Annotated in this window: 10 protein-coding genes; 6 read left to right on the forward strand and 4 right to left on the reverse strand. The window is 69.3% G+C overall.

The genetic code is table 11. The features are described from left to right. Position 1: 1 nt before the first annotated feature. Positions 2-967 carry a hypothetical protein gene (locus HS104_28715; GenBank protein ID MBE7483936.1) on the reverse strand — a complete coding sequence of 322 codons (966 nt, stop codon included), beginning with the start codon at positions 965-967 and terminating at the stop codon, positions 2-4. On the opposite strand from HS104_28715, the gene HS104_28720 reads away from it, so the two are divergent. From HS104_28720 to HS104_28740, 5 genes are all read left to right on the forward strand, one after another. Beyond that, on the forward strand, positions 950-2,224 hold the full coding sequence (locus HS104_28720) for a hypothetical protein (GenBank protein MBE7483937.1): 1,275 nt from the start codon (positions 950-952) through the stop codon (positions 2,222-2,224). The two genes, HS104_28715 and HS104_28720, sit on opposite strands and share 18 nt — an antisense overlap. Positions 2,225-2,261: 37 nt before the next feature. Continuing rightward, positions 2,262-3,191 carry a hypothetical protein gene (locus HS104_28725; GenBank protein MBE7483938.1) on the forward strand — a complete coding sequence of 310 codons (930 nt, stop codon included), beginning with the start codon at positions 2,262-2,264 and terminating at the stop codon, positions 3,189-3,191. Positions 3,192-3,352: 161 nt separating this feature from the next. Continuing rightward, positions 3,353-4,336 (forward strand): TRAP transporter substrate-binding protein DctP, encoded by a 984-nt coding sequence (gene dctP / locus HS104_28730; GenBank protein MBE7483939.1) that lies wholly within the window; start codon positions 3,353-3,355, stop codon positions 4,334-4,336. A 130-nt stretch (positions 4,337-4,466) separates the two neighbouring features. Next, positions 4,467-6,038, forward strand: coding sequence for a TRAP transporter small permease subunit (locus tag HS104_28735; GenBank protein MBE7483940.1), 1,572 nt, complete (start codon positions 4,467-4,469; stop codon positions 6,036-6,038). Next, positions 6,035-7,666, forward strand: coding sequence for a TRAP transporter large permease (locus tag HS104_28740; protein ID MBE7483941.1), 1,632 nt, complete (start codon positions 6,035-6,037; stop codon positions 7,664-7,666). Before HS104_28735 ends, HS104_28740 begins: the two co-directional genes overlap by 4 nt. Before the next feature lie 3 nt (positions 7,667-7,669). On the opposite strand, the gene HS104_28745 is transcribed toward HS104_28740, so the two are convergent. From HS104_28745 to HS104_28755, 3 genes are all read right to left on the reverse strand, one after another. Next, positions 7,670-9,397: a DEAD/DEAH box helicase gene (locus HS104_28745; protein ID MBE7483942.1), complete on the reverse strand. Its 1,728-nt coding sequence runs from the start codon at positions 9,395-9,397 to the stop codon at positions 7,670-7,672. Beyond that, complete coding sequence (locus HS104_28750; GenBank protein ID MBE7483943.1) at positions 9,394-10,833, reverse strand: MATE family efflux transporter; 1,440 nt, start codon at positions 10,831-10,833, stop codon at positions 9,394-9,396. Before HS104_28750 ends, HS104_28745 begins: the two co-directional genes overlap by 4 nt. Positions 10,834-11,145: 312 nt before the next feature. Continuing rightward, positions 11,146-13,926 (reverse strand): protein kinase, encoded by a 2,781-nt coding sequence (locus HS104_28755; protein MBE7483944.1) that lies wholly within the window; start codon positions 13,924-13,926, stop codon positions 11,146-11,148. Between the two features lie 125 nt (positions 13,927-14,051). On the opposite strand from HS104_28755, the gene HS104_28760 reads away from it, so the two are divergent. Further along, positions 14,052-14,468 carry a hypothetical protein gene (locus tag HS104_28760; GenBank protein ID MBE7483945.1) on the forward strand — a complete coding sequence of 139 codons (417 nt, stop codon included), beginning with the start codon at positions 14,052-14,054 and terminating at the stop codon, positions 14,466-14,468. Positions 14,469-14,584: the final 116 nt, after the last annotated feature.

Genomic DNA, 14,584 nt, shown 5'->3' on the forward strand with positions numbered 1-14,584 from the left:
ATCAGACCAGCACGCGGATCCTCGGCCCCGCGCTCACCCGCAGCTCTTCTGCGCGAAAGAGATCGCCGTCCAGCACGTAGGGACCTGGTCCGTCCGGAAAGCGCAGCGAGAGCTCTCCCACCAGGTCGTCGAAACAGCCCGCGCCGCGCAGGCGCCGCCCGAGCAAGACGCGCGGCGCCTGCGGGCCGAGCCGGCGCGCGGACAGCGGCGCTGCGACCAGGTGCGGGCGCTCCGGATCCTCGCCGGCTCGGTGCGTCACCAGCATGTGCAGGCCCAGATCCCGCACCACCGAGCTCACCACCAAGCTGTAGGCCCGCGGCGCGAGCTCGCGTCCGTCCACCCAGAGCCTACAGGGCAGCGGATCGAGGACGCTGCGCGAGTAGGCGTCGGAGACGAAGGAGCCGACGAACACCCGCGCCACGATGCGCGCCGCCGCCGCGTAGCCACCCGCGCCGCTCGCGTAGTAGCGCTGGAAGAAGCGCGCGACGAGGCCCGTCCCGAAGATGAAGCCGACGCGGGTGACTCCGCCCGTCTCGGCGACCGCGAGCGTCGGATGCTCAACGCGAACCAGGCCCGTCGATCCATCGCACGCGGCGCGCACCACCTCGAGCAGCTGGCGCCGTTGGCCCAGGTTCCTCGCGACCGTGGCCACGGTACCGCCCGGCGCGAAAACGAGCTCCGGCAGCGGGTCGAAGCCGGCGTCGGCGAGCGCGGTGATCCCGCCCATGAAGGTGCCGTCCCCGCCGCACAGGACCACACGCTCGGCGCCGGAGCGCTGCATCTCGGTGGCTGCGCTCCGGAGCTCGCCCTGCGTGCGCGTCACGACCACCCGTGCGGCGCCCCGTGCCGCCGCCCGAACCCGGGCCGAAAGCGCGGGATCTGCGGCAAAAGCCGCGGCGTTCGCGTTGACGACGACCTCGGTCCTCGGTGTGCTATCACCGCCTCTCGAATGGCTCGCTCTGCCCACTGTCTCTTCGTTCTCGCCCTGCTCGTCGCCGGCTGCGGCACCGCCGGGGTCGTGGAGACCGCCCTACACGGGGATCTGGCGTCGCTCAAGCGGGACGTGAAGCAGAGCCGCGAAGCCGGGCGCCTCGACAGGTCCACGGTGGAGGAGCTGGCTCAGGCCGTGGCCGGACGCGAGGTGCGCTCAGCGACGGGCAACGCCGCCGTGGACCGCATCAAGGACGTGCGCGCCTGCGCCAAGCCGCTGCTCCGCGTGCTCGAGGCGCGGGCCGAGCAGGCCGACGACGCCGCCGCCGAGGCCACGCTGACCTTGCTCGAGCTCGGGCGCCGCGATCGCCGCGAGTTGGTGCGGCGCCATCGGGACTCTTCCAGCGGCGCCTGGCGCGCGGTGGCAGCACGCGCGGCGTCTGCCAAGGAGCACGGACCGCTGCGCCGCAAGCTGTTCGCGGACCCCGACGAGCGCGTGCGCCGATCCGCGCTCGGCGCGGCGATTGAAGCCCGCTCAGCCGACGACTTGGAGGCCGCGCTGGAGGCGGCCCGTCTGGATCCCGATCTGGTGAGCAAGGCCCACGCGACGCGCACAGTGGGCGCGATTGGCGGCGAGCGTGCCGTGCTCGCGCTGCGCGACCACTGGGCCCGCGCGGACGAGACCACGCGCATCACCATCATCGACGCCTGGGCCATGCCCGCGTCCTACGCCGCAGGCGGCGAGCACGAGCTGGTGACGATCGCGGAGAACCACCAAGGCACGCTCGCCATCAGCGCGGCGGATGCGCTGGTCCGGGCCCGCGGGCGTTTCGCGACCAGCGGCGTCGCGGTGCTGATCCGCGCCGTGGGTCAGGGCACCGAGAGCGAGCGGCGCCTGGCCATCCAGCTCGTTCCGCTCTCGGACAAGGACGCCGTCGCCGCCATCGAGAAGGCGACCAAGGACGCCGACAAGGAGGTGAAGGTGATCGCCCTGGCCCGCCTCGCGGGCGAGAGCGCCCACAAGGCGAGGGCCGTGGAGGGCCTGCGAGAGCTCGCCAAGAAGGACGATGACCTGGGCCTCCAGGCCCGCGCGGCCCTGGCCGCGGCCGGGGATGCCGGGGTGAAGAAGCAGCTCACCGACCTCCTGACCGCGCCCAAGGCCCGGACCCGCACGGTGGCCGCCCGGGGCCTGCTTTCCCTGGGCGACTACGGAAACGCCGCCACCGCCCTGGCCGACGACGACCCCGGAGTCCGGACGAGCGTCGCCTGCGCGGTGCTGGCGGCTCGGGATTGATTGAAATCCTGATGAAAGACGGCTATCCCCGCGCGTCATGAAGCTTCTCCGGGGAATGGGTGTGCTGTGTCTCGCAGGGCTCGGGCTCACGAGCACCGGCTGCCTCAAGGCGATGCTCCTGAAGGGGCAGATCAAGGGCACGCGGGACGGCTCGGCGGCGGTCAACACGCTGCACGACTGGGAGATCGCCCGCGGCGTCGCCACGGCCGGCATCGGTCAGCTCGAGGGCTTCCACAAGCTCGCTCCCGACAACACCGACGCGCTGTTCATGCTGACGCGAGGCTGGGCCGGCCTCTCCTTCGGCTTCACCGAGGACGACTACGAGGAAGCCTACGAGAAGGGCGACGACGTGATGGCGGAGTACCACCTGCTCCGCGCCCGCGCCGGCTACGCACGGGCGAAGCACTACGGTGTCGAGCTGCTCGGCCACCACGCCGAGGGCTTCGACGCCGCCAGGCGCAACCAGGACACCATCTCGAAGTGGCTCAAGGAGAACTTCACCGACAAGGAGCAGGCCGAGGACTTGCTCTGGATCGGCTACGCCTGGATCGGGCACGTCTCGGCCTCCAAGGACGTCCCGGAGATCGTCGGCGAGCTCTACGTCGGCGTCGAGATGGTCAAGCGCTCGGCGGAGCTCGACGACACCCTCGTGTACGGCACGGCCTACACCATCCTGGGCGCCTACCACGCGCGCACGGCGATGGCCGAGCTCGACGAGTCGAAGGCCTACTTCGAGAAGGCCCTGGCCCTGAACGGGGGGAAGTACCTGGCCACCAAGCTGAACTACGCCCAGCGCTACTATTGCGCGAAGGGCGACAAGGTCGCCTACGAGAAGACCCTGAACGAAGTCTTGGCCGCGGGGGACGAGCTGCCCGAGGCGCGGCTGCCCAACGTCATCGCCAAGCGGCGAGCCCGCCGGTACCTCGGCAACAAGGTCTGGCAGGAAGAGTGCGGCTTCAAGCTTTGACGCGGCGCGGCTGAACAGAGGGTCAGGGCCTTCTGGCGCCTGGCCCCGAGCAAGAATTTCGCATATGCCTTGATGGGTTTTGCGGGCCGCCTCGTCTCACCTGAGCCGGCGGCCCTTCGGCTGACCAGCCAAGACTTCAGGAATCGAGGAGGTAGTTCGAGATGGTCCGAAAGGTTCTCGCGGCAGTTCTGGCCGCCGCGTTCGTCGTCATGGGTACGGCGGGCGTCGCACAGGCGAAGTCGACACTGAAGATGGCGACGCTGGCTCCGAAGCGAAGCCCGTGGGGCAAGGTCTTCACGACTTGGTCGAAGGCCGTCGATCAGAAGACGAACGGCGAGGTCACCCTCGACTGGCTCTGGAACGGAACCGGCGGACCGGAGGGCGCGGTCGTCGGCAAGATCAAGAGCGGTCAGCTGGGCGGCGCGGCCATCACGGCGGTGGGCCTGGGCGCCATCGACAAACGCTTCATGGCGCTTCAGATGCCCGGCGCGTTCAACAGCTGGGCCGAGCTCGACAAGGCCCGCAACGCCTACTCCTCGGAGCTGATCGCCTCGGCAGCCAAGGACGGCTTCCACATCGGCGGCTTCGGCGACGTGGGCATCGGCCGCGTGATGTCCAAGGGCTTCGCGGTGAAGGTGCCCGGTGATCTGAAGGGCAAGCACCCCGGAATGATCAACGAGGACGTCATCGCCCCGAAGGTCTACGAGGCCATCGGCGGTGTCACCGGTGTGCCCTCTCCGGTCACCGGGTTCTTGCCGAAGCTCAACAGCGGCGCCATCGACGTCATGAACACGCCGTCGCTCGCGGCCGAGCAGCTGCAATGGGCGTCCCGCCTCGACCACATCAACACGGCAGAGACCTACTACGGCATCGGCGCCGTGGTGATCAGCCAGAAGCAGATCGACGGCCTCACCGCCGACCAGCGGGAGATCGTCAAGAGCACGGGCACCAAGGCCGCCGAGATGCTCACCAAGCGCATCCGCAGCGCGGACGCAGCTGCGTTCGAGCGGCTCAAGAAGAAGATGACCGTGCACGAGCCGACCGCCGCCGAGAAGGCCGAGTGGAAGGCGGTCTTCAAGAAGGCCTGCCAGAATCTGAAGTCGGCGATCCCCGGCGACGCGCTGGGCAAAGTCGGCGCCTGCTGAGGCGCAGGCCTCACGGCAAACGAGCGGGCCGGCCCCCCCAGGGCGCGGCCCGTTCGTCTTTCGGGGAGGGGAGGGGGCCCCGCGGTTGTCGCCCCCGAGTCCGGGTTCCTGGTAACGTCCGCGGTCAGGGATGACCGACCAGGACGACCGCGACGAGCGGGACGAGGCCGAGGCGCAGAAGCAAGACGCGGCCGGCGCCAAGTCCGACGAAGCCGCGCCTCAGAAGAACGCCAACTCCGACGCGGCCGCTGCTCCGACGGACGCCAAGTCCGACGAAGCTGCGCCTCAGAGGGACGCCAAGTCCGACGAAGCTGCGCCTCAGAAGGACGCCAAGTCCGACGAAGCTGCGGCGAAGGAGGACGCCAAGTCCGACGAAGCTGCGGCGAAGGAGGACGCCAAGTCCGACGAAGCTGCGCCTCAGAAGGACGCCAAGTCCGACGAGGCCGAGGCTCAGAAGGACGCCGGGGCCAGCGACGCCGATGCGCCGAAGGCCGACGAGACCGACGAGGACGCCGAGCCGGCAGCGGCGGCGTCCGAGGTGGGCGCCAAGCCGGCGGACGCGGGGCAAAGGCCAGCGATGCCGAAGGTCGAGGTGGACCCGGAGACCAGCTCGAGGAAGCCCGCGGCCTGGGGCCTGCCGTTGGTGCGCCTCGACGCGGGGTGGACCAAGTGGGAGATCTTCCTCTGCACCGTCGTCCTCGTGCTCGAGGTCCTGGTGCTCTCGCTCTGGGTCGGCCTCAAGGGTCTGTCCACCTCGGCGGACGGCGCCAGCAAGGCTGGCGTGGTGTTCCGCATGCTCACCGGGGCGGTGGTGTTGGGAGGCGTCGGCTTCCTCGCGATGCGCAAGCAGAAGAAGTCGCTGCAGCGCGTGGCGGCCATCAGCGGCGTCGTCCTCGGCATCGCGACCGGAAAGCTCTGGGGCAACGTCGGCGTGGAGTGGGCATCCAACATGCTCAACTGGTTCCAGCAGGCTTCGACGCTCACGTTGTTCGGCGGCCTGCGCGGCCTGGGGACGCGCCTCACGCTGCTCCTGGCGCTGCTCGGCGGCTCCCTGGCCACCGCCTCCGGCAAGCACATCAACATCGACCTGCTCACGCGCTTCGTGCGGCCCAAGGCTCGCCTGTACGTGATGGTCGTCGGTTGGCTCTCCACGGCCTTCATCTGCGGCGTGGCCGGCTGGGGCTTCTTCGACCACATCGCCATCGACGACTTCAACGCCAAGGCCGAGGCTCGGCCGGCGGAGAAGGTCTCCACGGTGACCAAGGGCATGGGCGAGCACGCCTTCATGCTCAGAAAGCAGATCGCGCTCGATCTGAAGTCGCTGCCCCACGTCGTCGCCGGTGAGCGCTACGCGGAGTGGCTGGGCAGCGAGGAGTGGAACGGCTGGATCCGCGACGCGGGCTTCGCGGAGCGTTACGGCGCGGACAAGGCCAAGCTGCTCGAGATCACCGCCGACATGAAGCGCTCGCCCATCGTGGTCATCCCGGAGAAGGGTGAGCCCCGCGGGGATCTGATCAAGTCGGCGAACCTGGTCTTCCCCTTCGGTCTGTTCGTGCTGGTCTTCCGCTTCGTGCTGCTCTCGCTCCTGGCGCTGAGCGGGCACTTCAGCGTCAACTTCGAGTCGGCCGCCGACGAGATCAAGCGGCGACACGACGAGGACGTCGACGACCAAGGCGACAAACCCGAGGAGCAGGGCACATGATCATCCTGCTCTTCGTCATCGTGTTCGCGCTCCTGGGCGCGCCCGTGTTCGCGGTCATGGCCGGAGCGACGCAGCTCGCCTGGCTGAGCCACCCGGAGGAGGGCCAGCGTTTCATGCGCTTCTTGGCCCCGGACGTGCTCGACGAGCGCTTCGTCGGCTCGCCCATCATGGTTACCGTCCCGCTCTTCACCTTCATCGGCTACACGATGGCCGAGTCGCGGACGCCGGAGCGCATCGTGCGCGCGTCGAACGCCTTCTTCGGCTGGATGCCCGGTGGGTTGGCCATCGTCTGCATCGTCGCCAGCGCCTTCTTCACGACCCTGACGGGCGGCAGCGCGGTGACCATCGTGGCCATCGGCGCCCTCCTGTATCCGGCGCTGCTCAAGCGCGGCTACCCCAAGGACTACGCGCTCGGCGTGGTCATGACCGGCGGCTCGCTGGGCCTGCTCTTGCCGCCTTCGTTGCCCATCCTGGTCTACTCCCTGGTCGCCGGCATCGACTTCACCAAGGCCTTCAAGGCGGCGGTTATCCCCGGCCTGTTGGTCGTCGCGCTGCTCGGCGTGCATGCCGCCTACGTGGGCGTGAAGGCCAAAATCCCCCGCACCAAGCCCAACCTCTCGGAAATGGGCTCGAGCCTCTGGTACGTCAAATGGGAGCTCGGGATCCCGTTCTTGATCCTGGGCGGACTGTTCACGGGGCTCACGGACATCGACGAGGTCGCGGCGCTGGCAGCGCTCTACGTCGTGACCATCGAGATCTTCGTCTACAAGGACCTGACGCTGCGGGACATCCCGCGCATCGCTCGGAGCTCCATCGCCCTGGCCGGCGCCATCATCCTGATCATGGCGATGGCGATGGCGCTGACCAACTACATCATCAACGAGAAGATCCCGCAGCAGATCTTCGACTGGGTCACGGGCATGGGCGTGACCAAGCCCTGGCACTTCCTGATCGCGCTCAACGTGTTCCTGTACATCCAGGGCATGGTGATGGACGGCTTCAGCGCCATCCTCGTCGCAGTCCCGCTGCTGATCCCCTTCGCCGCGCAGTTCGGCCTCTCGCCGTTCCACCTGGCGATGATGTTCCTCCTCAACCTCGAGATCGCCTACCTGAGCCCGCCGCTCGGCCAGAACTTGTTCGTGACCAGCTTCAGGTTCAACAAGCCGATGGTGCACCTGTACCGGATCGCGGTGCCTTTCATCGCCATCCTGGTCGTCGGTCTGATCATCCTCATGACCACGCCCAAGCTCTCGACGTTCGCGATCGAAGGCGACATCAAGGCCGCGAAGGCCAAGGCCGCCGAGCACGGCGAGCCCCCGCGAGACGCCTGGATGATGGAGTGCGTGCAGGAGGACCGGAACAACCCCCTGCCTTGCAGCAAGGAGGACAAGGAGAAGTGGGGCGCGGGCAAGGAGATCAAGGCGCCCGAGGAGCCGACTCCCGATCAGCCCACGCCGGACGAGCCCACCCCCGACCCGAGCGCCGCCCCGACGGGCGACGACGACGACCAGGACATGCTCGACGAGATGATGGGCGGCGACAAGAAGGACGCCGCGAAGGACGCCGAGGCCCCGAAGAAGGGCGAGGACGACGACGAAGACCAGATGCTCGACGAGATGCTGAAGTAGCCTTCAGCGCTTCGGCGGCTTCTTCTTCCGATCGAAGTGGCGCGGCGGCGGGCCGCGCCGGGGCGCGGTCGGGCGCTGACTCTCGGCGCCGGTCATGGGCCGGATCTGGATGTGCGGCTCCCGCGGATCGGGCCGGCAGGCGTGGGTGGCGAAGTCACCGGCGGCCGCGGCCGTGACATCGACGATGGAATGCCGCCGGAGCACGCGGATGCTGCCGACGTCGCTGCCACGGATTTGCCCGCGCCGGCACGACAGCGCCAGGAGGCGGCGCGGATCGGCGCCGCGTTCCTCTCCCCAGGAAACGTGGAAGCTCACCCACTCAGTCGCCTGGCGCTGGGCCCGCGGGGGCTTGCCGCCGGCGCTGCCGTAGCGGCGCCGGAGCGACTCCGGATCGGGCTGGGCGAGCTCGCGGGGCTCGGTCGGCCCCATCTGGCCTGCCCGCACCAGGAGCCGGGCGATCACCCGGACCACGCTCGGATGGGCCGCCAAGCTCTTGGCCAAGGCCCAGGTCGCGGCCTCGAAGGGCACCACGATCCCGTCGGGATCGTCGGCGGTGAGGTCGTCGTACCAGCGCGCCCCACCGAGCGCGCGGATCTCCTCCGGACCCGGGATGGGCTCGAAGCGCGGCTCCAGGCCCAGCCGCGTGAGCAGCGAGAGCGCGCGCGAGAGCCCGGCGGGCGCGACCAGAATCGAGCTCACCCCTTTGCGCCCGGCGCGCCCGGTGCGGCCGCTCCGGTGCGTGTAGCTGTCGCGGTCGTTCGGCGGCTCGAAGTGGATCACGCGGGCGATGCCGGCCACGTCGATGCCGCGAGCTGCGACGTCCGTGGCGATCAGGGCGCGGTAGCGGCCGGTCTTGAAGGCAGCGAGCGCCCGATTGCGCTCCGCCTGCTCCATCTCGCCCGACAGGGAGCTGACCATGAAGCCGGCCTGCATCAGCTCGGAGGTCACGTGCGCGACGTCGGCGCGGGTGCGGGCGAAGACCAACATCTGCTCGTCCGGGTGGGCCAGGAGCAAGTTGACCAGCGCGTCGAAGCGATCCCGCGCGTCGATCACGTGGACCACGTGCTCGATGTCGAGGTTGGCGGCGCCACGCGGAGAGCCGAAGACCTCGCGCGGCTCGTGTTGCACGCTGTCCGCCAGCGCCTTGACCTCTCGGGGAAAGGTCGCGCTCACCAGGTGGGTACGACGCCCTTCCGGGGCCTGGGCGAAGATGGCCTCGATGTCGTCGCGGAAGCCCATGTCGAGCATGCGATCCGCCTCGTCGAGCACGACGGCGTGGAGACCTGCGAGCGAGAGCGCGCCGCGGCCCAGGTGGTCGAGCAGGCGTCCCGGTGTCCCCACCACCACGGCGGGCGAGCCGCTGAGCGCCCGGCGTTCGTCCCGGTAGGAAGCACCGCCGGTCACGGAGGTGACCGCCACGCCGTAGGGCGAAAACAGCCAGCCGAGCTCTTCCTCGACCTGCTTGGCCAGCTCGCGCGTCGGAGTGACCACCAGCGCCACCGGCGGCGCGAGGCGCACCGTGCGCGAGGCGTGGGCCTCCACTGCTTCGCGCAGGAGCAGGCCGATGGCCACCGTCTTGCCCGACCCGGTCTGCGACGAGAGCCGCACGTCGTGGCCCGCGAGCTCCGGCCCGAGCACCGCCTCCTGCACTGGCGTGAGCTCCGCGTAGCCCTTCTTCAGAAGGGCGCTCGCCATGGCGGTGCCGACCCGGTCTGCGAGCGAGGCGCTCATATCTTGATGGCCTTCCAGTCGCCGCTCTTGAACTTCCAGACCATCACCACCGTGAGCAGCACCACGTAGGTCACCGCCGCGCTCCAGATGCCGATCAGGCCGAAGCCCAGGGTGATGCCGAGCACCCAGGCCAGCGGCACCAGACACATGAAGTGGAGGATCAGCTCCACGATCATCACGAAGCGCGTGTTGCCCGCGCCGAACAGCGCCTGGGTCAGGATCATGCCCACCGCGATGGCCGGCGTGCAGATGCCCATGACGCGCATGGGCAAGAGCGCAGCCTCGATGACCGGCGGGCTTTGGCTCACGACCGAGAGGATCTGGGTCGGGAAGATCACCCCCTCGAGCAGGCCGACCACGCCGAAGATCACGAGGCCCAAGCGCACGCTGACCCAGCCGAAGCGCGCGGCCTTCTCCGGGTTACCTGCGCCCAGGGACTGGCTCACCAGCGTCGCGGTCGAGGTCCCGAAGGCGAGACAGGCGGTGAAGGTCAGCTTGAGCACGCCCACGATCACCGTGGTCGCGGCGCTGTTCACCGCTTCGGCCTGCCCGCCGGGACACGCCGGGTTCACCAACGCCGTCGTCCCCGCGATGGCGTCGAGCTTGCTCACGATCATGGCGAACAACGCGAAGCCGCTCATCACGGCGACCGTGGCGACCGCGCTCGGGATGGAGAGCTTCAAGATGTCCCAGGTCAGCGACTTCTGTAGCTTGCCCAGGGCGAACGGTCCGAACGGCTGACGGTACTTCGTGAACGCGGCCCAGCCGATCATGATGAGCAGTCCGAACCAGGTCGAGACGAAGCCGGCGAGGCCGGCGCCGGCGATGCCCATGCGCGGGGCGCCGAAGCGGCCGAAGATGAAGATCAGGCAGAGCACGATGTTCAGCGCGTTCATCACGATCGCGCTCACCATGTGTACGTGAGTCTTTCCGATGCCGTCGAAGAAGGACTTGAAGCTGAAGGTCATCGCCATGCTGACGATGCCGAGCAGCCGCCAGTGCAGGTACGCCGTCGCCGCTTCCCGCACCTCCGGCACCTTGATCAAGGCTCCCAGGACGTAGGGCAAGCTGAGGTAGCCGCCGACCGTGAAGACGATGCCGGCGGTCAGCGAGAAGAACCAGGAGTTGACCAGCACGGCCCCCGCGTCGGCGTTCTTCTGCTGCGCGAAGCGCCGGGCCGCCAGCGCCTGGGTGCCCACCGAGATGGCCGAGAGCGAGCCGCCGAAGAGCCAGAGCAGGATCAGCGAAGGCAGGAGCGCGGCCTGCGCGTTCGACGACTCCGGGCAGGGCAGCCAAGAGAAGAAGACGATGTCCACTTCGTTGACGACGCTCTGGGTGAGCATCGCCAGGACGGTGGGCGTCGCGAGCTTGAGCACCACCTTGTAGGGAGAGCCGGTGGTGTCGAGCTGGACGGCTGATTGTACCGGAGCGGCCATCGTGACCCAGGCGAGCCCGGGCTCTTAAGGCCAACGGGCCGGGCTGTCCAGCGCGCATTCCGAATGGAGAAAACCCGGCGCCCCTCGACGCCGGGTTTTCGCACCCACGAACTTTCGCGCCGCAAAAAACCCGCTGCGCGAGCGTCTCGTCGAGGTTAGCCCGGAAGCGTGACCTGCGAGAGAGTCGCGACCCATCCCGCGGGACGAGGAAGCATCCGCCGGCCTCGCCGGCAGTTTCCGTGGGTCTTCGCCGCTCCTGATGGTCGTGATCTGATCATGGCAAGACTGCGCAAGTCGAGGCTGGAGCGCGCGCTACTTCTGCGCGACGCGAGCCTCTGGGGAGAGACCCTTGAGCATGCTGCGCGCTTCCTGACAGCCCGGGCGCTCTTGGAGGAGCGCGTTCAGCGTCTTGATCGCGTCCTCGCGCTTGCCCACCTTCCGCTGCATGCTGGCCAGGAAGATGCGCGCCTCGATGCTCTTGTCCACGTCTGCCCAGCGCTTCGCGACGCGCAGCGCCTCGCCATAGCCCTTCATCTGCGCGGCGGCCTCGCTCCATGCCTTGAGCGCCCTCGGATCCTTGCGGTGCTTCTTGCCGATCTTCCGGTACTCGTTCAGGGCCTTGATCTTCTTGCCGCTCTGCACGAGCTCCTGGGCCGCGGCGAGCAGTCCCTCGACCTTGTCGCCGCTCTCGCCCTGGACGGGCTGGGCGCTGAACATCTCGTCGTCGGAAGCGGCGCTCTTCTCTTCCTTCTTCTCCGGCTCCGGCTCGGCCTTCGCGACCTCCGCTTCGGGCTTCGCGGTCTCCTCCTCGGCGGCTTCAGCTGGAGCGGGCTCGGCCTTCGCCTCCTCGGCCGTCGGCTCGCTCGCTTCGTCGCTGGCCTCCTCGACAGGCACCGCCGCTGGCTCTTCGCCGGTGGGCGCCGGCTCCTCCGCCACCTCCGCCTCCTCGGCGGGCGCCGCAGCAGCGACCTCCGTCGGCGCGCCTTTGAGACGATCGATCATCGGCTTGGCCGCCGCCCATGCGCGACCGCGCACGTCCGGCTTGGCGGCTGCGACGCCGCCGAAAATTCCGGCGCACAGGACCAAAGCCCCGACCACACCGATTCCGATGCGGCGGCGCCGGCGGCGCTTCTCCTCCGGCTCTCGGAGCGCCGCCTCGAGCGCCTGGCGCATTTCCTCTGCGCTCTGGAACCGGTCGTCGGAGCTCGGCTCCATGGCCTTGGAGATGGTCTTGTCCAGCATCGTCGGTATTCCTCTCTGTGGGGCTCGGAGGCGCGGCGCCTCGGGCTTCGTCTTCGTTTTTTCGTCCAAGAGCGCGACCGTGCTCGGCGCCTCGAAGGGCAGTCGTCCGGTGACCAGCTCGTAGAGCACGGCACCGAGGGCGTAGAGATCGCTGCGGTCGTCTGACTCGCCACCGCGGGCCTGCTCGGGCGCCATGTACTCGGGCGTTCCGATCACCACGAGCGCCTCGCCGTCCAGCGACTCGGTCTCGATGCCACGCGCGAGCTTCGCGACGCCGAAGTCCAGGAGCTTCAGCGTGCCGGCGCAGGTCAAGAACAGGTTGGCGGGCTTGATGTCGCGGTGGACCACACCGGCCGCGTGGGCGGCCTCGAGGGCCGCGCAGGCCTGCACGCCGAGGCGAGCGACCTCGCGCCAGCCGAGCTCCTCGCCGCGGGCGATGCGCCGGTCGAGGGTCTCGCCTTCGAGGAACTCCATCGCATAGAAGGCCCGGCCGTCGCTCGAGATGCCGAAGTCCACCAGCCGAACCAGGTTCTCGTGCTCGACGCGGGCGATGGCTCGGGCTTCAGCGCGCAGGCGGTCGGAGGCGGCGCTCGAAGACTGCTCCGGCGACAGGACCTTGACCGCTAGGCGCCGCCCGAGATCCACGTGATAGGCCTCGTGTACGACCCCCATGGCGCCCGCGCCGATTTCGCCCAGCAGGCGGTAGCGGGTTCCCGGCAAGAGCGAGGGGTCCTGGTCGGCGGGCGGCGGCGTCGGTGACGGCGGCGGCAGCACGAGTCGGGGCTTTTCGATCTTGCGAGCCTGGGCCACCAAGCGCACGAACTCGCCCCGGCTGCGGGCGGGCTCCGCAGGGTAGAGCCGCTGCATCAGCTGCCCGATGCGCGCGCGGACGCCGCGCTCGCCGTTCGGCAGGCTCGGAGCTCGTTTCATCAGCTCCACCAGATCCGTGAGCGCTTCGCGCGCCGACGGATAGCGATCCTCGATCTGGGTCGCGGTCAGCCGAGCGATGATCGAGTCGAGCTCGGGGGGAGCGTCGCAGAGCTGCGCCACCGCCGTGGGGTTCTTCTTGCCGGCACCGACCGCCGCCATGTGCTCCGACGCCTCGCCGCTGAGGAAGCGGCGTCCCACCACCAGCTCCCAGAGCATGATGCCGAAGGCGTAGAGGTCCGCAGGAACGCCACCGGGGGTATTGTTGGCGACCTCGGGGGCGACGTAGCCCGGCTTGGCGAAGACGATGCCCGCGACGGTGTGGCAGCGGCGGTTCTCACCACGCGCCGTGCCGAAGTCGATCAGCTTCAGATCGCCGCCGTAGCCCAGCATCACGTTCTGCGGGCTGAGGTCGCGATGCACGATCTCGAGGGGGCGTCCCGAGGCGTCGGTTCGCTCGTGCACGTGCGCGAGCGCTTCGGCCATGATCACGCCGATGGCCAGCGCCTCCGGCCAGCTGATCCGCGCGCCGAGCTGCTGAGCCCGGTTGCGCACCTCGCCGAGGTTCCGCCCCTCGACGTGCTCGACCACGACGAAGGGCTGCCCGCTGCCGTCGGTGGAGGCCTCCAGGATCTGCGCGACTCCCGGGTGCTGGAGCTGCGCCTGGATCCGCGCCTCGTCCAGGAAGCGCGCCAGGAAGGAGCGGTCTCCGGCGTGCTCGCGCCGGATGATCTTGACCACGCAGGGTCGCTCGGCGCCTTCGATGGCGCCGGTCGCGGCCAGGTACACCTCGCCCATCCCGCCCCGGGCCATCAGTCGGAGCAGCGTCAGGCGTCCGAAGCGCCGGGGCAGGACCTCGGCCTCCTCCTCGGCAGGATTCTTGGCCGATTTCGTCGACTTCTGCGCGGAGAGCTCGGCGGACATGGGCGCATGGTGCCAATGTAGGCTTAGGTGGCCAACTAAACGACATGAGTCAGCTCGGGCGGGAAGATCGGACTCGCGAGCCTGGTTCCAGAGCGGGTCGCTCGGAGTAGACTCCGCGGGCTTCGATGGTCGAGAGCAAGTTCACCCACCTCTGCCGGCGCGCCCAGGCGCGCGGCGTCGCGCTGCTGGCAGCGCTGGTGGTGCTGCTCGTGGGTGGCGCGGCCACAGCGGCGCCCGCTCCGATGTGCGACGAGCACGCGCAGAGCATCGCGGCGCCGTTCCCGCTCTTCCCCATCCACGGCGGCGAGGCCCGGGCCGGGCGCCCCTGCTGGAGCAAGGGCAAGTTCGAGCTCGGCCGTGCGCCGAGCCCCGAGCGCGACCAACCCCAGAGCATCTCGGCCGACGGCTTCGACCGCACGCCCCCCGCCAAACCGTTCGCGCTGGTGCGCGATCGCGGCCGGTCGAAGCGCCCCGCCGACACCATCCTTGCGCTGACATGCCCCGGCTTCGCGGACGGAGTCTTCCGACCGCCTCGCCGCTGAGCCTTCGCGCGCCGGTTGTCTCGGACCAGGCTCGACCGCGCTCGAGCCACCTCAACACAACGCACTTTGGTGCCGGCATCGCTCGGCACCCAGTCGTCGAGCACGCGGCTCTCGAC

It is taken from the genome of Polyangiaceae bacterium (assembly GCA_015075635.1).
Lineage (GTDB): Bacteria > Myxococcota_A > Polyangia > Polyangiales > Polyangiaceae > JADJKB01.

Coding starts and splice junctions, on each gene's coding strand:
- HS104_28720 (MBE7483937.1), top strand. CDS start 950: ATGGCTCGCTCTGCCCACTGTCTCTTCGTTCTCGCCCTGCTCGTCGCC.
- HS104_28725 (MBE7483938.1), top strand. CDS start 2,262: ATGAAGCTTCTCCGGGGAATGGGTGTGCTGTGTCTCGCAGGGCTCGGG.
- dctP (MBE7483939.1), top strand. CDS start 3,353: ATGGTCCGAAAGGTTCTCGCGGCAGTTCTGGCCGCCGCGTTCGTCGTC.
- HS104_28735 (MBE7483940.1), top strand. CDS start 4,467: ATGACCGACCAGGACGACCGCGACGAGCGGGACGAGGCCGAGGCGCAG.
- HS104_28740 (MBE7483941.1), top strand. CDS start 6,035: ATGATCATCCTGCTCTTCGTCATCGTGTTCGCGCTCCTGGGCGCGCCC.
- HS104_28745 (MBE7483942.1), bottom strand. CDS start 9,397: ATGAGCGCCTCGCTCGCAGACCGGGTCGGCACCGCCATGGCGAGCGCC.
- HS104_28750 (MBE7483943.1), bottom strand. CDS start 10,833: ATGGCCGCTCCGGTACAATCAGCCGTCCAGCTCGACACCACCGGCTCT.
- HS104_28755 (MBE7483944.1), bottom strand. CDS start 13,926: ATGTCCGCCGAGCTCTCCGCGCAGAAGTCGACGAAATCGGCCAAGAAT.
- HS104_28760 (MBE7483945.1), top strand. CDS start 14,052: ATGGTCGAGAGCAAGTTCACCCACCTCTGCCGGCGCGCCCAGGCGCGC.